The organism is Solibacillus sp. FSL W7-1324 (assembly GCF_038008025.1).
In the GTDB taxonomy this organism is placed as follows: Bacteria; Bacillota; Bacilli; order Bacillales_A; family Planococcaceae; genus Solibacillus.
This window is the reverse complement of record NZ_JBBOYH010000001.1, coordinates 692,015-715,084: the sequence shown is the minus strand read 5'-3', so window position 1 is coordinate 715,084 and position 23,070 is coordinate 692,015. Positions and strand designations below refer to the sequence as shown.

Genomic DNA, 23,070 nt, shown 5'->3' with positions numbered 1-23,070 from the left:
ATTACAATTACTTTATTTCGCGTATGTTGTGTAGAGCTCTTTTAAACGTGCAATAATATTTTTTGCATCATGCGTATGAAGCAGCTCTGCAATTCGTGCTTCATTCACTGCAATTCCGTCTTTCACGGCATTTTCTAGTGCCAACTGCAGTAAAATCTCGTCTTTAGGAGGTACTAATACCCCTGCTCCATCCGCCAGCATATAATGCAGTCCTCCAACGTCCGATGCAATGACGGGTGTGCCGCAGCTCATTGCCTCTAAAGCTACTAATCCCAGACCTTCAATATAAGAAGGCAGGACGAAAATATCTGCCGCCTGGAAATAACGTGCCAATTCCTGCTGCGGCATTGGTTCGATGAAGTGAATCGCTGTGTTGTCCTTAGCCTGCTCTTTTACTTTACTAGTAAAATTGCTATCTTTTGTCGAACCGACACAATAAAGAGCGGCTTGCTCCGGAAGTGTTTCAGCAACTTTATTGAATGCTCTTACAAGTTCTGTAACGCCCTTTTCCCGTATGATATTGCCTACGAATAAAAAGTTTGTCTTATTCGGATCCATTCCTAACTCTTTTGCAGTTTGTTTTTTATCTTCCGGTTCTTTGAATACCGTACGATCAATTCCCATGCTCATCACCGAAATTTTATCGTTTTCAACATGGAAAGTTGTTTCAATCGTTGCAGCAAGCTCTTCTCCTACTGCAATGACATGATCGGCAGACTGTAAAATCTTCTCGGTAAACTCGCGGATTTGCCCGCCTTTTTTGGCCATTTTATTAATATCGCCACCATGTGCTGTTACGATATAAGGAATATTGTGGCGCTTTTTTAAATAGTAGCTGAACATCCCGCTCGGAAATACGTAATGGCTATGTGTTAATGAAATATTCCGCTTGTTTGCACGGAAAACTCGCATAAACTGCTTTGCCCATTTTAAATATTTTAAAATTACATTTTTCTTCCCTGTGGCGGGATTGGTATTTACCGCGAGCACTGTTTCGATTCCTTCTCGTTCCAGTTGCTCGACCTGATTTTTCACGAAAATGCCGTAAGCTAAATGTTCCTTTGAAGGGTACATATTGCTAATGACGAATACTTTTTTCATTACTTTTTCGCACCTTCTTTTAAAAGCTGCTCCCCTAATGCTGATTTTTCTTTAAATGATGCATTTGTACGAGCCGCTAAGTTTTGTGCACCGTTCCAATCTACTGCCATATCGTTAAAAAGCATCGCAAACTTCTCGTCCGATTCATGAAGCGAATCAATCGGTAATGAATAGTTTCCTAGCCCTGCCATTTGTAAAAAGTCATTAACCTTCACATGATATGACACACCGATAATCGGCGTTTTCGCATCTGTTGCTAATATTAATGAATGAAGTCTTGTACCGATCAGCACATCAAATGTAGACGTAATTTGTAAAATACGCTGCGGCGGCAAGTTTTCATCAATAATTTTTGTATTTTCCGGATGCTTCATTTTAGCTTGGATATCCTTTGTCACATCAGCATCTTGCGGATATTTTGTCGCAAAAAATGTCACGTCGACATCATGCTCTTCAATTAGACGGTCCAGGTTTTTCGCCATTCCATCAATATAGTTTTCGTATTTTGTCTCATCGCCTGTTGGCCAGTATGAAGCATTATAGTAGGGAACTGCTGTAACCCCAACCGATTTTGGTTTTTCACTATAATCTGAACGTTCTACTTCTAAACTAAATGCAGGGTCTCCAATAACAGGAACATCACGTTTTACACCTATTGTTTTAAGGAGCTGTTGTGATTGCGGGTCACGCACTGAGATGTTCTGTGCATGCTTGGCCATATAACGGATAAACCATTTCCCTAAACCTGTGTTGAGCGGACCAGCACCACAGCCGTACACAACATACGGTACATTATTATTTTTGGCCATCATCGCATAAGAACCGTATAACGGCGCTTCACGCTTATATAGATCCATTAAAATACCGCCGCCGCCGATTACGACAAAATCAAGGTTTTTCACGACTTTTGAATTTTCTTTAAATGTCTTCATAAATGTTTTTACGGCATTACCGTTTTTGTAGTATAAAGGGTAACTTTGCACAGTATAACGTTCAGCGGTTTGTTTAGGATTATTACTAAATACCGTAATATTTTTTGTGTCTATTTTAAATACCTTCTGAAGCTGGCGAATAATACTTAATAAAATCGCCTCATCTCCGTTATTATCATTTCCGTAATTTCCTACAATACCAATTTTCATTTATTTAATCATCCTTTGAATCAAGCGTATCGATGCGCTTGGCTTATTTCATTTTTCATTTGAAAAACACATCTATAGTAGATGTGTTTTGCGTTATGATTCGTATTTTCAGTATATCATAATGTCTGTTTGAAACGATATTTCCAATGGCAAGAACACACTATTTCCCAACAAGAAAAATAATATTAAATTTGTAGTTTTTCGTTAATGAGACGGTTTATATATAAGATTAGTTTCATTTTTACTTTTTGAAATTGAATTTATGCACTAAATGACTTTTTCCGGCCATTTGCAAGCTTAGAAATTTTCAGATACATTGCTGTCATAGAGATTTCGTCTCAATGCCCGAGTAGAGGTGATTTATTGTATAGGACTGAAAAACTTGTCTATTTGGAAGCCATTATTTCTAGATTAAAAGTTGATGATGAAGAATTTCCCTCTTATCAACAGGCTTACTATCGCGCCCAAGCTGGACTTGCAGGTGAATTAAAAATGCAGAGAACATTAGCGGATTACCATTTTCCTGGCCCCTATAAAATTTTCTATAACTTTGAGTGTTTAAATGAAAAGGGTTTTTCTCATCAGATTGACGCCCTTATAATTACGACAAGATTTCTTCTCGTTGTCGAGGTCAAACAAATTTCAGGTACATTATTTTATAAACCTGCATTTCATGAATTCGCCCGTCAAACTGAGGAAGGGGTTATAGAAAACTTCAAAAATCCATTTGATCAAGCTTATCGGCACCAGTTATATATATCGTATTTATTATCAAAATGGGGGATCTCATTGCCCGTTTTGTATATTGTGATCAATGCTAATTTAAGAACAAAATTGGATTCATCCTTAAATGGTTATCCAATTATTCATTTAAGCGGCTTGCCAAATTTTTTAGAAAAATTATATGAAATCAATGGTGAATCAACAGTTAATTTAATGGATTTGGAAAGAAAATTAGTGGCTATCTCGCGCCGGCTTCCTTATAGGAAGAACGTGGGAAAAGATCGTTTACGAAATGGCGTCCTTTGCCAGAAATGCGACTTTCAACATGTCATGTATTATCATCACGGATTGTGGATCTGCCCACACTGCGGCGTGAAAAGTAAAGAAGCTATCTTTTTAGCGTTACATCAATATCGACTATTAATCGGAGACCGCATTACTAATCGTGAATTGAGGGAATTTGTTGGGATCGACTGTAAAGCAGTTACTTCAAAACTGCTGAAGCGCTTAAAATTTGAGCAATTTGGCAAAGGACGTGGTGTATATCACTTAATTCCTGAAGATATTTTAGAAAGAAAAAATGAATAGTAAATTTTCTTATGTGATTTCTACTTTAAGGAGGTGATGAGTTACTTACAAAGTATATTCTTCTCGATTTTCGGGGTAGAGTTCAACTTTTTTGGAGCGGGGTTCTGATACACTCTATTTTCACTGAGAAATCGGCGCATACTCACAACGTGTTCTACATTTCGAGTGAAACTTTCTACTTTACCTGTAAAACGTTCTACTTTCTTGGTGCGAAGTTCTACTTATTTTCTTAAACATTCTACTTTCACACCACAATATTCTACTTTCAGCGACAACTCGGCTATTACTCGCAACCCGTTCTACTTTTCGAGTGAAACTTTCTACTTTACTCGTAAATCGTTCTACTTTCTTGGTGCGAAGTTCTACATTCTCGTCTAAGCATTCTACTTCCGCGCAAAAACATCCTATATTTCCTACAACAGCGCAACTATTACTTACATCTCCCCATCAAACTCACTCCACGCACTAAAACTCTCCGTACCAACCTCACCTCACTTCACTCTCCCCCCCCCCTTCCCCAATACCTTCTTTTTCCCCATAAAAAAACCTTTGTAAAAGTTGCGATTCCTCGCTGCAATTTTACAAAGGTTCTCTCTTATTTATTTTGTGTAATTGTGCGGTATAAGAATAAGCTAAAGTGCACGCGTGATACTTCTTGACTTGGTTTGTACGTATTATCTTCATAACCTGTCGTAATTTCATTTGCTGCCAGCGTATGAATATAATCGTATGCCCAGTGCTTTGTACTTACATCTTTAAATTTCGAAGTAGTAGTGCCTGTTAACTTATAGGCCTCAACAAGAATTTTTGCCATTTGCGCACGAGTTAATGGTTTGCCCGGTTCGTACTTGCCGTCACCAGTACCACTCATGATGCCTGCTTGTACAATTGCCGCAACCGCACCATAATATGTGCTCTTTGTTGATAAGTCGCTAAATCCAGGGTTTGGTACATCTTTTGTCGATAAGCCTAATGCACGAGTCAGCAATACCGCTGCCTGACCACGGTTTAATGCTATATCTGGTTTGAATGTACCATCCGGATAACCGCTAATTAAGTTATTATCAACTAAATATTTTATTTCAGTTTTATAAACATTGTTTACAGAAATATCTTTGAATAATGGTTGTTCAACAGCCTTTATAACAATTTCCTTAGAAACAGATTTTGTTCCTAATGTCGCCGTTACACGGGCAGTTCCTTCTTTACCATTTGATTTGAAAAGACCTGTGCTGGATACTGTACCCATGTTTCCATCAACAGTCCATTTAATTTGCGAATCGTTATAAATTAGTGTTTCATTATTTGCGCCTGTTACATTTGCTTTTAATTGAAGCGATGCATTTGGTTGTATTGGACCCGAAACGCCTGAAATAGAAAGACCAGCCGGTGCATCCACTACATTGAAGCTAATTGTTTGTGTTGCGCCTTTATTTGAAACCGTAATACGTTCAGAGCCAGGTGCTACAGCTGTATAGCTTAAGCCATTGACTGTTACTGTATTATTTTGTGGTGTTACTACAAAGTCACCTGCATTTACTGCCAATGGGTTGTAATACTCATCCAGCACATAATTCGGTGTAAGTTTCACTGTTGCACCGACTAATAGCGTACCTACTTTATCACGATTTACTTGAATATATTTAGGTGTATTTGTTGTTGGTGCTGTACTGATTGCTTCAATAATTGCAGAAACGCGACGTTGTGTACCTCCAGATGGTGTATTGGCTAAAACGACTGTGTTGCTGCCATATTTACGAATACCCATTGTTGTTGAACCGCCGCCATCTAAATTAATCGCACGGTCAAAGCCAAGGCTTACTAGATAATCCGCAAATTGTGGTAATGTCATACCAGCACTTGAGTTAATACGACCGTCCACTGTAATTAAGTGTACTTTCTTTTTATCTTTGCTGATTGCAATTGCAGTACGTGGTGCCACTTCTCTAGCACGTGAACTTGATTCATTGATTGTCAGATTTTTTTTGCCGTCCAATACTAGTAATGGACCACTTGCCATCATAAACTGTGCATCCATCCAACGATCATCGATACCAAAGTTTACTGAAATTTCTTCCCCGACTTTAATTCCACGGTATTTATCGCCCCATGCTGAGCCGTTAAAAGAAAGCACGAAACCGTTACGCGGAATTTTCGTTTTTGTTTCATCATCATAGCCGCGGATGGCAGTGACTTTACCTGTTAATGTTTGTCCGAATTTCGTTGCACCGATTGTATTTCCAGTTTCAACGATAAATTCCATACCTTTTCCGTTGTTCGGCGTCATAGAACTATGGTTTTGCGGTGTATAAACAATCGCTTCATCTGTTCCACGCTTTACATTAAGACCATTTACTTCATTCGTTTGACCGTTATATGTAACGTTAATCTTACTATTGTAGTAAGCGATCTCTCCAAATCCGTCCTTTGTAATACCGAATGCAATCGGCTGGCTGACATAGTTCGAACTTGAATCAGAAATAACGCTTGGTGTCACGATCGTATTATATTGAGAAATTAAATATAAAGGATAGCCATCCCCCATATTATAAAAGTTAGAGTTGATCGCCCCAACTACCCGGTTTCCTTCCTTTGTATGACTGTTCGCATGCTGCGTCGTTGTCATTAAGGTATTAACCGGAGATGGTAAACCTAACCCAATCTTTGTGAAAGAGTCTGTTAAATCTACTTCTAAATGGTTAACTATACTTGTTTTAGAACCTTTATGTGTATAGTTTGAATATTTTACCCCTGTCGAAAGCGGGTATGAGTCATTTGTCGATTGTGCTGCACTTGCAAATTGCGGTGTACTGAAAATTAGTGCAAACACCATGAGCACTGCAATAAATAGAGATTTATTTGTTTTCATAAATTGTGCTTCCTTGTTAACTTGAAGCAAGTCACCTTCCTTTCTAATTGTCCTATCTATAACCTTAACAAATTTCCGCGTGCGAGACTATTAATCTTTTGTTACATTTTACAAAATACCGTTTTATTCAACATAAAATTACATATTGTAAAAGAGTATAATATAAATACTTTCTACTTAGTCCGTTGATTTCCATTACGGGCGGTTGCTTTCCACGGCCGCGGCACGAGCCTGTAGTCTCTCCCTCGCGCTTTTCCCGCAGGAGTCTGCCGCCCTCCATTCCAATCAACTCCTGTTAATCCTAAATACCTTTATATTTAATTAATTCGCTTGAATAAGTGCCCTCCAGTAAACTTTTAATCAATAAAAAAGAACTATCTCCCTAAGAAGATAGTCCTTTGATTATTCTGCTTTTTGTTTTTCGTAATCGCTAAGCTTGAGCATTGGATACATTGTGCGCATACTCGCAAATATTCCAAAGATAATAAAGTAGAATAGTACATATACTTTCAATTCCCAAATATTATAGAAGAAACCTGCTACACCTGTTGCAAACCATAACCCGAATAAATATTGTCCGAAGACTGTTTTGCGTTCTTTCCAGTACATCCATACCATCGCAAGAAGGAATCCGGCAAACAATAGAACACCGACTGCTCCTGTCTCCGCAATAACCTGGATATATTGGTTATCGGAATAGAAGTTTTTGCCTCCGTAAATATCAGAACGGATACCGTACTCTTCATAAATTGGCGAGTCATATGATAAAGTCGCCGAACCACCGAATGTACCAAAGCCGGCACCTGTAATCGGATAATCTTTCAGCACTTCAAATCCTTTTTTGATGTAGAACATACGACCACTTTCCTGCATAAGCTCCAAAGTATCGTCCGAGAATGTTTCCGTGAAGCGGTTGCTGATTCCACCTGAAATTTCCTCAGGTGCTACCGTGTTTTCCACACCTAAGTTCTGTAAAAACGATACTCCCCAGTTTACAGGGAAATAAATAAGCGCGATTGCCACAACAAATGAAATGGCAATTCTTTTCAATAACTGCCAATTACGAGATAGCAGGATAAAGAATAAGACGAGCATGAAAGCTGAAATCCATGTACCACGTGATAGTGTCAATAACAGCATTCCAAAGAAAGCGACCTGTGCAATACGGAACGTCCATTTAAATTCATTATTTTTATATGCCCATCGCAGGAAAAATACTGCGGCAATTGCAAAGAACATCACTAATGCCAACGAGTTTGGATTGTTCAGCATACCGTAGACACGCACGAAGTTTGTTGAAGAAAGAATTTTTTGCGTCCATACTTCCGGCATTAACCATTGGCGCATCGACAATTTTTCGACAATCCCCTGAATGAAAATAACGGCACCTGAAAATACAGTAACCCATGCTATTTTTACAAGGAAGTTTTTCGGCAGTTCACTGCGACTTAAAATGTAATAAAGTAAATACATAACGCCGAATGTACGTAATTGGAAAACAATCGCACCAAGTGATACACCGTTTTTGTATCCAATGATTGCACCGAAGATTAAAAAGGCGAAGAAGAAGTATTCAAATGGTTTAAAATGAAACCACGTTTTAAATTTCTTCGTATTTAATAAAAATAAACGCAGCAATACGACGATTGTAATTAAATCGCCGATGAGTTTTAGACCAGGGTTCAGTTCAATAAAGAATGTACGGAAAATAACGTACGGTACTAAAATTACTAAACTTTGAAATGGCTTAAAAAATGCGAAAAGTAGAAAGAAAATAGCTGTACTAATTTGCGCTATCGATGGCGGAAGCAGTATGGCCGCCACAAGTACAAGAATTGCCCCGAATATTTCGAGCCACTCTTTTTTATTCATTTTGACAGAAATGTCATTCATAGATGTCCCAAACCCTTTCCTATATGTAGTTCTCTATTTTTAGATGAGTTTCGCTCATGTGGATTAAGACGAACTTAAGTATAATATGGTTACAATTATAATTCAATGAGAGTATAAAACACACCCTAAATTACTAGAATAATTGTCAGAACAATGGTTTTTCGGTCCTAAAAAATAAGTGTTAGAGACTAAAGCCTCCCCACTATTAGCATCTAGATTTTACAATCATGTAAACTAGAGAGATAAAAAACTTTCCGAAACGAATTCCACCCCACCATTCATAATTGCTCATCAAAACCATAAAATATATACATCACTATTTTGGAGGTCGTAGTATTGCAAAATAACCGTAAGAAAAACACTGAACCGCCAATTGAAAACAACCCATTAATTCAAGCCGCTTCACTTGAGGTGCTGGCCGGTTTATTAGCTACGTTAGCGGAAGGGATTTCAACATTTGCATCCGCTCTTGCACTGCAGGAAGCCCAACAGCAAGCCAGTAATTTCACACAAAATAACGTGGATCTCCAGGAAGTTCATGAACAACTTCATTACTTAACGAAAGAAGTAAAAAAAATATCAAAAGCATTAAACCTGTAATTATTTTCCGATACTTATTAGAAAAATATATACCATTGCTTTGTCATGCATTCTTTTCACGCATCTCTTCCCCGTAATTTCAGAAACCTCTATTTTATGAGCTTCAATCTGGCTCACCTTTTTTATATCTTCAACTCTTCCATTACAGAGCTCTTTTCTCCCTATTATTAAACTCATTTTCAAAGGACTTTTTGATTACATTTATATTACAAACATCTAAAGTAATAGGATTCATCTATGATTCTCGCTCATATATTGGTAAAATATCATCATATAGGAAAGGAGCGTGAATCTGTGTTAAAGAAAATAGTAGGACTAGCATTCGCATTTATCGTTGCTCTGTCTTTCACAACACAATCAACATCTCATGCAAATGATATAAAAGACCATCAGATGGTTAATGAATTAACGTATTGGTCTAATCTTAATGTCATTCGACCAGACAGCAAAGGAAATTTCTATCCAAACCGTGCCGTAACGCGTGGAGAATTTGCTTCTTACATTACACGCGCACTTGAATTACCAGATTCGTCTACATACACTTTTAAGGATTTAAAAGCTGGTAATGAACTGACACGCGAAATCCAGGCAGCTGCAGGCTCGAACATTTTAAGCGGCTATCCTGATGGCACATTCCGTCCGAACGAAAAAATTACGCGTCAGCATATGGCAGCACTTTTGGAAAAAGCTTTACGCTATTCAAACGTGCCGTTGGAAGGACAACCACTAACTTTTAAGGATAACAACAAAATTAGTGATCAGTTCAAACCGGCTGTAGCTACTAACGTTTACTACAATATTATCCGTGGATCACATACGAAAAATGGCGTATTTTTTGAACCTCAAGGTAATGCGACAATCGCACATGCCGCAGCATTTTTATTCCGTATGCAAACGACAATCGAAACATTTGCTGTAAAAGAAGGCGAAGAACCGACGGAAACACCTGCTCCGAACCCTAATATCTATTATGTGGGTAAAATTTCAAATGGGGTAATTACGAAAAATGCTACTGTTTACTTTAACTATGAACAAGCTGAAGCTGCATTAAAAAGCTCTGGTTCAAACCTGATTATTAAAGGCGACAAAATTATTAAAATGTCTTCAGGTATCGCTTCAGCAGCAGCTACAACAGTAACGGTATATTCAGACAAAAAATTCACAAAATCGTTATCATACGCTACAAAAGGCTCCCAATTCAAATATATTGGAAGCAGTGATGAGTACGCAATCGTTCAATTAGCAGATACAAAAGGCTATGCAAAAATTGATGAAGTTACGTTAACACCTACAAGTTTAATAAAAGGACAAGACTTCTATTTTGTTGAAGGTGGTTACTTAACACATCGTACGTACAACCATTCTACACAAAAATATAATTGGGATTATGTAGTAAGTGAAGCACCTGTCTTTATGAAACCAGGTTCACAATACTATAGCCAAGATGGTGTGAATTACTACTCTGACGTTCTATTAACGAAAAAGGTAGGAACACATTATCCTTACTTCCAATTCCAGTCGATCCGTCAGCCATCTAACTATACAGCTGAGGAACTGGACAATATGATTATGACATTATTAGCGGAGCGCCAGGATATTAAAACTTCCCCGCAATATGCAAAAGCAACGATTGAATCTCGTTTAATCGGTATGGGGAAATTTTTAAAACAGGTGGAATCACAATATCATGTCAATGCCCTATTCATTCTGGCTGCAGCGATGCACGAAGGTGATTACGGTGTTAGTACGAATGCTTTAACGAAAAACAATATTTTCGGTATTAAAGTATTCGATTCAGATCCGACATTAGGTGAAGTTTATAAATCCCGTGACGATAGTGTTCTAGCCTTTATTAACCGTTACGTCAACTTAAACTATGCGCCTCAATCAGGTAGCTATGCAAAAGGTGCAGCCCCTGGTAATAAAACAGCCGGCATGAACGTGCACTATGCATCAGATCCATTCTGGGGCAGTAAAATCGCCGGTCATATGTACCGCATGGACAACCGCTTCGGCAAAAAAGATTACAAGCAAGCGAAGTTGGCCTTCGTATCATATGAAAACGGTCTATTAGTAAATGTCCGGAACGAACCATCAACTTCATCGCCAATTCACTTCACTTATAAAGCGAAGTATGTAGGTGAAACAGGTGTGTTCGGCTATCCTGTAGCAATCGTTGAAGAAACGAAAGGTACGGATGGCTATGTTTGGTATAAAATTATGTCAGACAGCAATCCTCCTGCAAAATACGGTTGGGTCCGCTCTGATTTAGTTCAGTTAATTCCCGGAAATTAATTTCTGATCCAGTACTTCTACGGAAGTGCTGGATTTTTTTGTGTTTATGGTCTGAGGTTTCGCGAGCGGCGGTTTTTATTAGAAGAGTTGGGATCGATATTAGAAGATTGAGATCGGATATTTGAACTTCTGATTATGATATTAGAACATCCGGATGACATATTAGAAGAAACGTCTATTATATTAGAACTTCGCACTTTTATTAGAACAATTTTCAGATTATTAGAACTTCTGAGGAACATATTAGAAAATCTGAAACAAAAAATGAGCAGTCCCCCAATAAGGAACTGCCCACTCAATCATTTCGTATAATATTGCACAATGCCGTTATAAATAGACTGGGCAAATATTTCGACATACTCGTCAGAAATAAGCTTTTCTCTATCCGCAGTATTTGTAATGAAACCAAGCTCCACTAAAACAGCAGGCATTACGTTTCCTTTAATAACAACATAGTCTGCGCGCTTTACACCACGGTTGTACATTTTCGCATTTTTAACGATTTCATTGTTAATGGCTGTTGCCAACGCTAAATCTTCTTTTTCATTTGCATTGGAAGTAACACTGTAGAACGTTTCCGTACCATTTGCCGATTCCTTTGCTGCTGCATTTGCATGAAGGCTGATAAAAATTTCACCGTTCTCATTTTTAGCGTATCGAACACGATCCTCTAAGCTAGGATATGTATCACCAGAACGCGTCATTTTTACTGTTGCACCATCTTTTTCAAGCTTTTGCTTTACTAGATTCGCAACTTTTAGAACGACTTCTTTTTCACGTGCATTTTTACTAACAGCACCCGGGTCTTTACCGCCATGACCAGGATCAAGAACAATAATACGATCTTTTACAGCCGGTCCTTTTTGATTAAGCAGTTGTAAATACGTTTTATTAATATAACCGTTAGTACCGTTATATGTGATTTTAGCCCAGCTGCCGGATACTGAATGGACTTCCACTAGTGTTCCTCGCTTAATTTGACCAAGTGAACGCGCAGTACCTGAAGCCGACTCACGAATGTGCAGGGCATCAACTGTCGCTTTACCAACCGTATTCGTCAATAGCTGTTGCGGCGGGGTAACCGGTTGTTCGTTTTCACCGCCATTTGCAGGAGGCGTCGGCACATTATTTTCCTCTTCCACTACCGGTTTTTCCGGCTCTACTGTCGGAGGGGTAACTGGTTCTGTCTGCAATGAATCCACGGTTTGAGAAACACGAACATACGCAGGGATACCATTTACTAACGTTACATACCAATTGCCGATCGTATTATATACAGCAATTTTCTCTTTTGCTGCAATCGTGCTTACACTATTTGAAGCAATATCACGCTTTTCATATGTCTGGATATTTCCCGATGCATAAACGTGTTTTTGTATTTTATTAAGTTGCTTACCGGATTCATCTATAAAATCTACATAATCCTTGTAAACATAGGCATAGCGTCCTTCATGGGAGACCTTCAGCCAACCGTCCTTCTGGATTTCATAAACGGCGAACGATGCTCCTGTATTTACTTTCGCTAAAATATTTGATGCGTTTGAAGAAGATGCCGACGTACGGACATTTAAATCATTAACATTCGCTTTAGCAGAAGCAATTGCTGTTGAAACATCCGGTACGTTCACACCTTGAACAGGTAATGGCAAACGGTATTTTTCAGAAGAGGCACGAGCGATAAATGAAGCAAACTGCGCACGTGTTACCGAATCTTTCGGATTATATTTCTCAGCTTCCACCGTAATACCATTAAAGTAAATTGCCGCGATGTATGGATAATAACCATATGTCGGATTAGTATCTTTAAAAGGAATTTCCAGCTTTTCTGTTTGAGCTGTATTTAATTTAAAGGCAATGGCCAGCACTTTACTCATTTCTTCTCGAGTCAATGGCGTGTTCGGTCCAAATTTCCCTTTAGATTGCTCAGAGAAAAATCCTAACTCCACGGCACTTTCTACATAACCCGACAGCTCTGTCCCCAATGTCACATCAGAAAAAGAAGACTTGGTAACAGTTAAAGGCTTGTTATTCGTTGCAACAACGACCATTTTAGCAGCTTGTCCTCGGGTTACATGAGCATTCGGTTTATAAAGAGTTTGACCATTTTCCGTATACCCTTTTATGACACCTGCATTTACTAAATAATTTATTTCATTATACGCCCCGTTTGAAGAAGGGACATCGGCGAAGCTAGTATTAGCATATGCCGTATTCAATTGGAACATTGCCATGAAGATGATTGTCACCGTCACGACAAGATTGCGCAAAGACAATGTTAAAATCCTCCCCTCTATTAGATAGTTCCCATTTTACCAAATTATTCATAAAATTAATATGAACAAACTAGAAATTTAATATTTTTCTAGGCTTATTTATGAGAAAATGATTTTCAATTTTAAAGGTTGTCTAATAAAGTTAATGCGTTCTACTTTTGACCGCAATTGTTCTACATTAGCGTCAATAGTTTCCAATTTATATCGCAAGCGTTCTACTTTAGCCCGAAAAGTTTCTACTTTCATTTACAGAACTTCTAATAAAGTAGCTCTTTCTACTTTAGGCATGATTGTTCTACATTTCGAACTGAAACTTCCACATTCACTAGTAATCTTTCTACTTTTGACGCTGAAGATTCTACTTCCTCGCCATAAACTGCTAATATAACCCCTACCAAAAAAAACACAGACAAATTTGTCTGTGTTTCACTACTATTAGTAAGTACTTCCCTGCAAGGTAGATATCTATTGAGATATGTAGAAGTTACTATGTTACTAATTTATTCATTAAGTATTGGTATTGCCAATCTTATTATTGTAAACGGTTAATGAAAGCTGTTAAATGCTTTAACATAACGTTATCGTTTGTACCGAATGTGCCGTCACCTTTACCTACTGTGATACCGTTCGATGCTAGGATTGAGATGTCGTTATGTGCCCAGTGAGATGCTGGTACATCTGTGAAGTTTAAAGTATCTTGCTTCATTTTTAAGTCAAATGCTTTTACTAACACTTTTGCCATTTGAGCACGAGTTAATGGTGAAGCTGGATTGAATTTACCTTCGTCACCAGTGAAAACACCTAATTTATATAGTGCAGTTGCTGCACCTGCATATTTTGATGATGATTTAATATCTGTAAATGGTGAGTTTGTATCAGATGTATCTAAGCCTAATGTTTCTGCTAATTGAATTGCTACTTCACCGCGTGATGCATAAATCGTAAAATCGATAGCTGAATCTTTTACTTCTTCTTTTTCAACTGAAGAAACTGCTGCAACTACTTTTTTGCTTTCGCCAAAACTCGCTACGCGTTTCGCTCCGTTATATCGCTTCGCCCAGTAAGAAGAACTTAAACTCGCTTCAGTAACGCCTGTGCTTGTACCAGCGTGAACGAATTTATTACCTCCTAATGAGATACCAACGTGTGAAGCCGTTTTACCAGTTGTATTGAAGAATACTAAATCTCCTGGTTGTAAATCTGATTTTGAAACAGAGCTACCTTGTTTATATTGAGCAGCAGCTGTACGGCTTAAGTCAAAACCTAATTGCTTGAATACTAATTGAGTAAATCCAGAGCAATCTAGCCCGCTTGCTGTAGTTCCTCCATAAACGTATGGTACACCGATATATTTAGAAGCTGTTGCTGTTAATTCTGAAACTGATGCTGCTTGTGCTGTATTATTCGAACCCATCCCTACACCTGAAAAAATCATGAAAGTTGCAAAGATCGGTAATAAGATTTTCTTTTTCACTTTAAAATGGAACTCCCTTCAAAATAGGCCTCGTGATGAATATTCGAGGTATAACATAACGTAAAACTTGTTTGTTCATGTTTATTTAACCTAATAACAGGGTAACATATATATTTGTGATATTATTTTTCACTTGTGTAACAGTTTCTAGTATTTCGATATAAAAACAAAAAACACCAAATCTCTGTATTTACGCGGAGATTTGGTGTTTTTTGTAGATTTTTTATATTATCGAAACAATACTTGTAACATTACTGTAATGTAAGGTACTAGTATTTACCAGTTTATTTACTAGAAAAATGTTGAACTACATAATATTTTCCATTTTTCGACTTCTCAATACCGATGCCCATATGTGTATATACGGCTTTTAAAATATTATCGCGATGTTTCGGTGAAGCCATCCAAGCTTTAACCGTAGTTTCCGGTGACTCGAAGTTTCGGGCTAAATTTTCTCCATAACTTGTATATTCATAATCAAATAACGTCGCCAAGTCCCAAGGGTTGCCATAAAACGGTGAATTATGTTCGAAGTAATTGCGTTTTAGCATATCCTTCACTTTAATGATGGCGATCTGAGTTAACTTCTTGTCTTGTTGAAGTGGTGAAAGTTCTTTAGCAGCCCGTTCCTTGTTAACAAGCTCCAATATTTTTTTCTCCCACTGTATATGATGATTTACTGTATCAATATAATCCTTTTGTAAAAAATCGTATGCTATATCCAAATTTTTAACCTTATCCTTGAACTCCATTCCGCGCATTGTAAGTGCAGCTACATGCGCACGGGTAACAAATTCATTCGGTTCAAAAGTTTTCGCTGTCTTTCCTTTTACAATTTCAACATCCGCCAGTGATTCAATATAGTCTTTTGCCCAATAGTTTTTTGGCAAATCCTTAAAGGATGTCTTATTTTTCTGATCCACTTCAACCGCATAGGCAAGAGCGATCATTTTTGAAATATGTGCACGCTTTAAAGGGGCTTCAGGATGAAACTCACTAGCATTTTGAATTATCCCCAATTCTGCCAGTTTACAAATCTCTTTATAATAACGGTGATCTGTAGGAACATCCATAAAATCCGGTACAAAATCAGTCGTCAATGGCACGTCCATCGTTCTTGCGATAATACTAGCCGCTTCAGCACGAGTTGTCATACTGTTTGGTTTGAATGTACCATCTGTATAGCCTTCCATAAATCCTTTTTCAACTAGCTCATATATTACGGGTGCTGCCCAATACGTACTTTTCACATCGGTGAAAGTTGGAGACGTTTTTGCATATGCCTCTGAAGTTGGTGCATGTAATAAACACGCAATGATGGACCCCATAATTAAAACTCGTTTCATCAAACCCCCCCTATCAGTCCATTTCTATTATTATACAATGGAATCATTACTTTTCTCTGAACATAAATCTTGGCAACTAACTTAAAAGCCACGAAATAGAATTTTCATACCAAATTCGATAGAAATCACTCGCATTTTCTATAAATACACGGTTTTCTTTAATCTAAGTTTACACTAAAAAATACCCCAAAAGGCAGATTTTCCATTCTACCTTTTGGGGTACAGTAATTAAATTATCGTATTTCCAATAAAATTACAACCCTAATTCAAAAATAGCGGCCTGCAGTTTATTGTAATTTTTCACTAAAGACTTTTGTTCGATTGTCAGGCGATCATAAGCTGTTTTCGCAGATTTCGCTCTTGAAGCATATGTTCTTAAAGTTGAATCAAGATCTTCTATTTGCTTCACGACACGCTCTGCTGCCTTTAAATCTTTTTCGGCTTGCTGAAGTACAGAGTAGTTCAGTACTTGGCGCTTGGAACCGGAAGGAAGTGCTTTATATGCTGCTACTGCATTAGTTACATCTGTTTCAAAACTGCTAGATGTAGCATTTAATGAAGCAATGAGAGACGTAACCTTTTGAACCTCTGTCATATCGAGTACAGCCTGTTGTAATTTGTAGTAGTTAGTAACTTTTAACTTTTCAACTTCCGACAACTTATCATATGCCAGCTTTGCTGCTTCCATATTCCCCTGATAGTACTTGTCGTTTGGTTTTAAACTATCAATCAATGTATAAACATGAATTACACTCGATAAATTCGAATATTGATCCATATTTGTCACGTACTCTTTTTGTTTGTCATCCAATTTTTTCAAAGCATTATTGACTGTATTAAATTGACGGCTCAAATCGTTTCTTGGATTGCTTAAGCCATCAATTGCTTGAATCGCCGCTTCAATCGGCTTAATATACTTTTCTTGTTCTTTTAATTCAGATTCGAGTGTCACACCTTTTTTATTGGATGAATTCAATGATTTATAGGCTTCACGCGCTTCTTTAATTTTGGCGATAAATTCATTTGCTGATGCTGTATTTATTGCCCGAATCATCGCATCTACCCTTGCGCCACCCTCTACATTCAGTTCATGTTCCTTCAATGTCGGTATATTAGACACTTGTGCTGCTAATTCAGCCGGCAGTGTATTATATAATGCTCTTGCTGCTGCCGTCTCTTCTACGAATGTTTTGCTCGATGGCTTAATCGAACTGATCGCATTTACTACGTTATAAATTGTCGTAAGATCACCTAATAGCTTTTCACTGTTGATGAGCAGTGAGCGTTCAGACATCGTTAATTTTTCATATGCTTTCTCAGCTGATTTATATTTAGAAATAAATGTACGTGCATTCGATGGATCTAACGCTAAAATATCGTTATCCAATTTTAGTACCGGTTTTACACCGCGCTCGCGAGTCGTTAAGTCTTTGTAGTTCGTTACTAATCGCTGTTCCGCTTTATCAAGACTGTCATAACCGTTTCGTGCATCTACCAGTTTCTGAATATAACCTTCCGCAGTAGGAATTGCCGCATCGATTAACGCCACTACCTGCTTGGCGTTTGAAACTCCTTGTTCCGCAGTTGCAAGCTTCGTAATATTATGCACGAGTTGTTGCTCTTTAACAGATAGTGCTGCATATTCCGCACGTATTGCCGCAACATCCGCCTCATATGTTTTCGAACCGACACGCAGTTTTTCTATACGGTTGATTAAATCAGCTACTTTTAAAACATTGCTCAGCTTCGAGTTATAATTATATACATCTTGTTTTTGCTTATCGGTTAACCGTTCATATGCTTTTTGAGCAGCAGCTACTTTTGATGAATAATTACGATCTGTGTGAACAGGTAGTTTTTCAATAAGACCGATTACTTTTAATGATGCTTTGTAGTCCCGTTCAAGGCCAGTTAATATCTTGGCATTGCTGACATTACGTTTCGTTGCAGAATCAAGATTTTTGTAAGCAGCTGAGACTTCAGCTAAATCGGTGATGAACGCTTCCCCTGATTTTGTTTGCAGTGCATCAATTCTTTGCTCAATTGAAAATGCAGAACTGACAACTTGATTGAAGCCGTCTAACTTCTGACCGTATTCGATTTGTAATTTGGATTTAATAAAATCTATATCTGTAGTCGGATTTTCTGGTGCTGTGTATCCATTTAAGAATTCTATAAACTTATTCTGTGCAGTTGATAATTTGTCTTTAAAATCTTTTGCAGTCGGACGGATTGCATCAATTTCTATCATTAACTTTGCAATAGGTAAAAATTCATCCAGTTTAGCTTTATTGTAGACAATCGTTTTCATTGGCTCTGCAAGTTTGTTGAAAGACGTTTCGGCAGCAGTCGTTTTGCGTGCAAAGTCCTTCGCCTTAACATCAATTTTATCGATGGTCTGAATTGTTTTTAATGCTGTCTTGTTTGAACGCTCAATATCAGTTAATACTTTTATGTTTTTTACTAATCGTTTGGCACTTGACGATAACGAATTATATTTTTCCCGAGTTGCATTAATTTGCTGTAAATCAAGCATTTCAGCATTTTGGAATGCTAAAATATCAGCTTCCAGTTGAGCAGCAACAGATTGCTCCTGTTTTTGCAATTGCAAATAGGCTGTTAAAAATTGATAAAGCTTTTCGATATTTCCTGCATCATCCGAAGGGATAGCATTTTTGAATGAATCCCACTTGTTCAACTCATCTTCCGCTTCATCTAAATCCTTTGCATAGGTAGTGCTCGATACATTTAAATTGACTACTTTATCTGCAATATTCACAATTGGAATAAATGCCTCAAGAATCTCTCTTCTAGTAACTAGAGCTTTTTCTCGCTCGTTTTCTTTAATCTTGGCATATGAAGATTCTGCCGTTCGAACTTTTGTAATAAATGAAGTCGTAGTTGAGCGCTTTTTCGTATCTGTTTGTTTTTCATCATTCATATTTACAAATACATCTGTTTTAATCGCATCGATTTGCTTATTGATCGTTGCTGCTGTTGCCGTTGATTTTTCCCACGATGAAAGTAAATCCAATAATTCTTTTAATACATATTTACGATCTTGACTCGTCAATGCATTATAAGCTGCTCTTGCGTCCGCAACGATTGTGCTTTTCTCCACATATGCAGCCTGATTTATTTTCGAGATTTCTACTTCGACTTTTTGTGCATTTTCAATAGCCTGTTGCATTTCAAGCAATTTGTCAAAATTCACGACCAAACGTGTATCAAGCGGATCGAGTGCATCATAAAGTTCCCCTACTTTTTTTGCTTGTTCACGGTACTCCTCTGTATACACTGATAATTTTGAAATCCTAATAATTTCATTTACGACGGTTAAAACATTTTCGTAAGGTTTTAATTCATCTGCATTAGTTACTAATTTCTTTTGTACTTCTTTTAATTGCCCGTATTCAGTTACAAGCGTATTAACTTTGGAATTAAATGTTGTTGCAGTAGGCGGATTTTCTACTAAATTTTTAATTTTATCTTCAACCGATTGTGCCTTTTTAATATCCGACTCTGCATTTTTAATTAATTGTTCAAGACCAGTATTATTTTCTACCAATTGAATTTTCAATAAATTTTTCAATGCAAGGTCCGTTATCTTATTAAACTCATCCCGCGCTTTAGTAACAACATCTATATATTCTTCCTTACTTAACGCGCCAGCACTTGTTAATGTCGTTATCGGACTAATATAATCTTCTATAAATTGCTCGATGGCTTCCGTTTGTTCTTCAAATGATTCCAGACGTTCAATAGATTCTGACGTAACATATTTATTGATGAAATCTTCCTTACCACTTTCACCGTAATACAGTAATGTCTCTAAAAATGTACCCGCATTACCGGTTACAGAGTTGCTTAGCTCACTATTGGCACTGTCTAAATCCGCATGTAATTTTTCAAGTGCCTCCTCCGCTAATTTTCTATCCGCAATTAAATTATTATTTGAAGTTGTAAGTTTGGAAATTAAATTTTTTACTTGTTCGGCATCCTGCTTTAACTGAATGTACTTTTCTAAATATGTCAGTTTCGCATCAATTAGCGGCATGATATCCGCATAGGAATCATTATCTTTGAATTTATTGTAGATTGTTCTATCTTGAGTAATTACTGCAGTCTTTGATTCTTCATTGGCTGTTTTAAAACCTTTCAAAAATTCCTCTGCAGTGTCCTCAGCATTAATTGGAGTCGATGTTTCGCTCGCTTCTACATCTCCAGCTTGCGCGACGATTGCCGGAGTAATTAAAAGCCCCGCCATCAATCCAACCTTCAAGTTTTTCTTCATCGTTTTATCCCTTCCTTCATGGGTAGTACTTCATAAATTGTTCATATTCATAGGATAATTATCGGCATATTCTCACAGTTTGTTAGTTTATCTGGATAATAATAGATTTGCCAAATGTATAAAGTAAGCCCGTAATCAAATAACGCATATAAAACATCAGGCGCCTCCGGTACGATAGACGTATCAATCAAAGGAGGTGCCATTTCTATGCCTACAAATAAATTAACCATCGTACCAGTTAAACTCGATCCCCTCCCAACTGAACCTACTACGTTTCATTCCACTCAAGATACAGCTGCACCAAGTTGTATCATTAAAACCGCTGAAACTGAAATTCTCTTCTTCAATGGCGTAGATGAGTGCATCATCCAAACCATTATGAAGGAGCTGAAAAGTCGGTGAGACATGATTTTACGAGTGTGCAAAACATCTATATTATTTGTGGCAAGACTGACATGCGCAAAGGGATAGATGGCCTAGCAACACTGATTCAAGATTCTTTTGAATTAGATCCTTACAGCGATTCGATTTTTCTTTTTTCTGGATGGAGCAAAGATCGCTATAAGTGCTTATATTTTGATGGAGATGGCTTCGCCATGCTTTATAAAAGATTAGATAATGGGAAGCTTCAATGGCCTAAAGATGAAAATGAAGTACGTAATCTTTCACAGCAGGAACTCCGTTGGCTATTGGAGGGATTGTCATTACAACAACCAAAGGCCATTGCAAAATCTGCAAAAGGGAGCTTTTAATGGCACTATTATAAATGGTATAATTAACCACATATAAATCGAACGGAATGTGGTGAATGATTTGATGCCTGTTGATCAAAAGCAAGAAGAACAAAACGAACGTATTATTCGATTACTTGAGCAACAATTGGCTCAATCTAATCGACAAATAGAAGCTTTAACTGAACAAGTTCGTCAATTAACAAAAGCCTTATATGGCTCTAAATCAGAAAAATCGAAGTATCAAGCGCCCGATGGACAAGTTTCCTTATTTGAAGACGACCCGTCTTTTAACGAACCTGAGCAGACAGGCGAACAAAGCACCGAAACTATTAGTTATTCGGTTACACGTAAAAAGAAAAATAAAAAGCGAAATGATTCGTTTCGTGAAGATATTGAAATCGAAGCCATTCATCATCATCCAGCCAACGTAACTTGTGACTGTTGCCAAGGAGAAATGGTGGAATTCAGTTCGATGTTAGTACGTGAAGAAGCGAAATTTATTCCAGCTACAATGAAACGTGTACAGCATTTTGAACATATCTATGAGTGCAAAACATGTAAAAAAGATTCACTACAAAAAGCGCAAATTAAACGTGGGAAAGCACCACAAGGCGCGATTCAAAGAAGTATTGCCGGTCCTACGGTTTTGGCCAAGCTTATCTACGATAAGTTTATTCAGTATTTGCCTCTTTACCGTCAGGTAAATGAATGGGAACGTCATGGCCTTCACACCAACGATAAAAATTTATCCAACTGGGTCATTCGTGTAGCAGAAGATTGGCTTCAACCGCTATATGATTTGATGAAGCAACTGTTAACAGCAAAATCAGTACTTCATCTCGATGAAACCTATTCACAAATACTTAAGCGTTCCGATGGAAAGCCAGCGCAATCCAACGCCTATAACTGGGTAGCACGTAGTGTTCAAAGTGATGGACCTATAATCGTTCTCTTTAAAAGTGCGCTTTCTCGTGGGCGTGCTATTTTAGAAGATTTTATCAGAGGGTTTAAAGGGACTGTCATATGCGATGGTTATTCGGCTTATGGGCAATTACCAGATGTTCAATTCGCTAACTGTTGGGCGCATGTACGCCGCTATTGGTTAAAAGCTGAGAGCAAGAATGGACAAATCGGTGTGCAATATTGTGACCGGTTATTTCATATTGAGCGTAAAATCAAACATCTTTCACTAGAGGAACGTGTCCAAATTCGACAACAAGAAGCAAAACCGATTGTCGATGAATTTTTCGAATGGATTGATCGCTCACCTTTCTTCGGTAAAAATGCCATTGCGAAAGCAGCTGAATACACGTTAAGTCGAAAAGCCGCATTAAGGGTGTTTATTGATGATGGTAATGTAGCTATTGATAATAACCCAGCTGAAAATGCGATTCGTCCGAATGTCATTGGTCGTAAAAATTGGCTTTTCTCTGTTAGCGAGGCAGGTGCGCAAGCAAATGCCATCTGTTTAAGTCTAGCTGAAACGGCCAAAGCAAATGGCATCGATTTTTATCAATACCTGGTCAAGCTACTAACTGATTTGCCAAATTTACCGATTCATCAGCAACCTGAAATTTTACATAACTACCTGCCATGGTCAGAAAATATTCAAGCCACATGTGCAAAATAGCCAGCTAGCCGAAAAAAATTTCAGCTAGCTGGCCATTCGTCGTGCGTACCATAAAGGTGCGCTATTTTCTATATTTCGGGCTTACTGTATAAATAAATCGAAGAAAAA

Annotated in this window: 14 protein-coding genes; 6 read left to right on the top strand and 8 right to left on the bottom strand. The window is 37.7% G+C overall.

What is annotated here, in order from left to right:
• Positions 1-12: 12 nt before the first annotated feature.
• Both MKY71_RS03360 and MKY71_RS03355 read right to left on the bottom strand, forming a co-directional pair.
• Entirely contained in the window at positions 13-1,101 is a 1,089-nt protein-coding gene (locus tag MKY71_RS03360) for a glycosyltransferase (RefSeq protein ID WP_340731603.1), read from the bottom strand.
• Entirely contained in the window at positions 1,101-2,243 is a 1,143-nt protein-coding gene (locus MKY71_RS03355) for a polysaccharide pyruvyl transferase family protein (RefSeq protein ID WP_340731602.1), read from the bottom strand. Before MKY71_RS03355 ends, MKY71_RS03360 begins: the two co-directional genes overlap by 1 nt.
• Before the next feature lie 363 nt (positions 2,244-2,606).
• Here MKY71_RS03355 and MKY71_RS03350 point away from each other — a divergent pair, with 363 nt between their 5' ends.
• Positions 2,607-3,554 (top strand): nuclease-related domain-containing protein, encoded by a 948-nt coding sequence (locus MKY71_RS03350; RefSeq protein ID WP_340731601.1) that lies wholly within the window; start codon positions 2,607-2,609, stop codon positions 3,552-3,554.
• 595 nt (positions 3,555-4,149) lie between these two features.
• Here MKY71_RS03350 and MKY71_RS03345 read toward each other — a convergent pair.
• A complete protein-coding gene (locus tag MKY71_RS03345) occupies positions 4,150-6,423 on the bottom strand; it encodes an S-layer homology domain-containing protein (RefSeq protein WP_340731600.1) in 2,274 nt (757 codons plus the stop codon).
• A gap of 402 nt (positions 6,424-6,825) precedes the next feature.
• On the bottom strand, positions 6,826-8,316 hold the full coding sequence (locus MKY71_RS03340; RefSeq protein WP_340731599.1) for an O-antigen ligase family protein: 1,491 nt from the start codon (positions 8,314-8,316) through the stop codon (positions 6,826-6,828).
• Between the two features lie 336 nt (positions 8,317-8,652).
• On the opposite strand from MKY71_RS03340, the gene MKY71_RS03335 reads away from it, so the two are divergent.
• Complete coding sequence (locus tag MKY71_RS03335; RefSeq protein ID WP_339175233.1) at positions 8,653-8,916, top strand: multidrug ABC transporter ATPase; 264 nt, start codon at positions 8,653-8,655, stop codon at positions 8,914-8,916.
• A gap of 294 nt (positions 8,917-9,210) precedes the next feature.
• On the top strand, positions 9,211-11,211 hold the full coding sequence (locus MKY71_RS03330) for an S-layer homology domain-containing protein (protein WP_340731598.1): 2,001 nt from the start codon (positions 9,211-9,213) through the stop codon (positions 11,209-11,211).
• A 299-nt stretch (positions 11,212-11,510) separates the two neighbouring features.
• Here MKY71_RS03330 and MKY71_RS03325 read toward each other — a convergent pair whose 3' ends face one another.
• The 4 genes from MKY71_RS03325 to MKY71_RS03310 form a co-directional block, all read right to left on the bottom strand.
• Positions 11,511-13,484: an N-acetylmuramoyl-L-alanine amidase gene (locus tag MKY71_RS03325; RefSeq protein ID WP_340731597.1), complete on the bottom strand. Its 1,974-nt coding sequence runs from the start codon at positions 13,482-13,484 to the stop codon at positions 11,511-11,513.
• Between the two features lie 532 nt (positions 13,485-14,016).
• The gene (locus MKY71_RS03320; protein ID WP_340731596.1) at positions 14,017-14,958 is read right to left on the bottom strand and encodes a C40 family peptidase; all 942 of its coding nucleotides are present in this window, start codon (positions 14,956-14,958) and stop codon (positions 14,017-14,019) included.
• 284 nt (positions 14,959-15,242) lie between these two features.
• Entirely contained in the window at positions 15,243-16,304 is a 1,062-nt protein-coding gene (locus MKY71_RS03315; protein WP_340731595.1) for a CAP and S-layer homology domain-containing protein, read from the bottom strand.
• 253 nt (positions 16,305-16,557) lie between these two features.
• A complete protein-coding gene (locus tag MKY71_RS03310; RefSeq protein WP_340731594.1) occupies positions 16,558-20,598 on the bottom strand; it encodes a hypothetical protein in 4,041 nt (1,346 codons plus the stop codon).
• Between the two features lie 207 nt (positions 20,599-20,805).
• Here MKY71_RS03310 and MKY71_RS03305 point away from each other — a divergent pair, with 207 nt between their 5' ends.
• From MKY71_RS03305 to tnpC, 3 genes are all read left to right on the top strand, one after another.
• Positions 20,806-21,000, top strand: coding sequence for a hypothetical protein (locus MKY71_RS03305; protein ID WP_340731574.1), 195 nt, complete (start codon positions 20,806-20,808; stop codon positions 20,998-21,000).
• Positions 20,997-21,350: an IS66 family insertion sequence element accessory protein TnpB gene (gene tnpB, locus MKY71_RS03300; protein WP_340731573.1), complete on the top strand. Its 354-nt coding sequence runs from the start codon at positions 20,997-20,999 to the stop codon at positions 21,348-21,350. Before MKY71_RS03305 ends, tnpB begins: the two co-directional genes overlap by 4 nt.
• 64 nt (positions 21,351-21,414) lie before the next feature.
• A complete protein-coding gene (tnpC, locus tag MKY71_RS03295) occupies positions 21,415-22,962 on the top strand; it encodes an IS66 family transposase (protein WP_340731572.1) in 1,548 nt (515 codons plus the stop codon).
• Positions 22,963-23,070: the final 108 nt, after the last annotated feature.

What these genes read in the sequence shown, in the direction of transcription:
- MKY71_RS03305 (WP_340731574.1), top strand. Translation starts at nt 20,806, where the DNA reads ATGCCTACAAATAAATTAACCATCGTACCAGTTAAACTCGATCCCCTC.
- MKY71_RS03315 (WP_340731595.1), bottom strand. Translation starts at nt 16,304, where the DNA reads ATGAAACGAGTTTTAATTATGGGGTCCATCATTGCGTGTTTATTACAT.
- MKY71_RS03310 (WP_340731594.1), bottom strand. Translation starts at nt 20,598, where the DNA reads ATGAAGAAAAACTTGAAGGTTGGATTGATGGCGGGGCTTTTAATTACT.
- MKY71_RS03355 (WP_340731602.1), bottom strand. Translation starts at nt 2,243, where the DNA reads ATGAAAATTGGTATTGTAGGAAATTACGGAAATGATAATAACGGAGAT.
- MKY71_RS03345 (WP_340731600.1), bottom strand. Translation starts at nt 6,423, where the DNA reads ATGAAAACAAATAAATCTCTATTTATTGCAGTGCTCATGGTGTTTGCA.
- tnpC (WP_340731572.1), top strand. Translation starts at nt 21,415, where the DNA reads ATGCCTGTTGATCAAAAGCAAGAAGAACAAAACGAACGTATTATTCGA.
- MKY71_RS03340 (WP_340731599.1), bottom strand. Translation starts at nt 8,316, where the DNA reads ATGAATGACATTTCTGTCAAAATGAATAAAAAAGAGTGGCTCGAAATA.
- MKY71_RS03360 (WP_340731603.1), bottom strand. Translation starts at nt 1,101, where the DNA reads ATGAAAAAAGTATTCGTCATTAGCAATATGTACCCTTCAAAGGAACAT.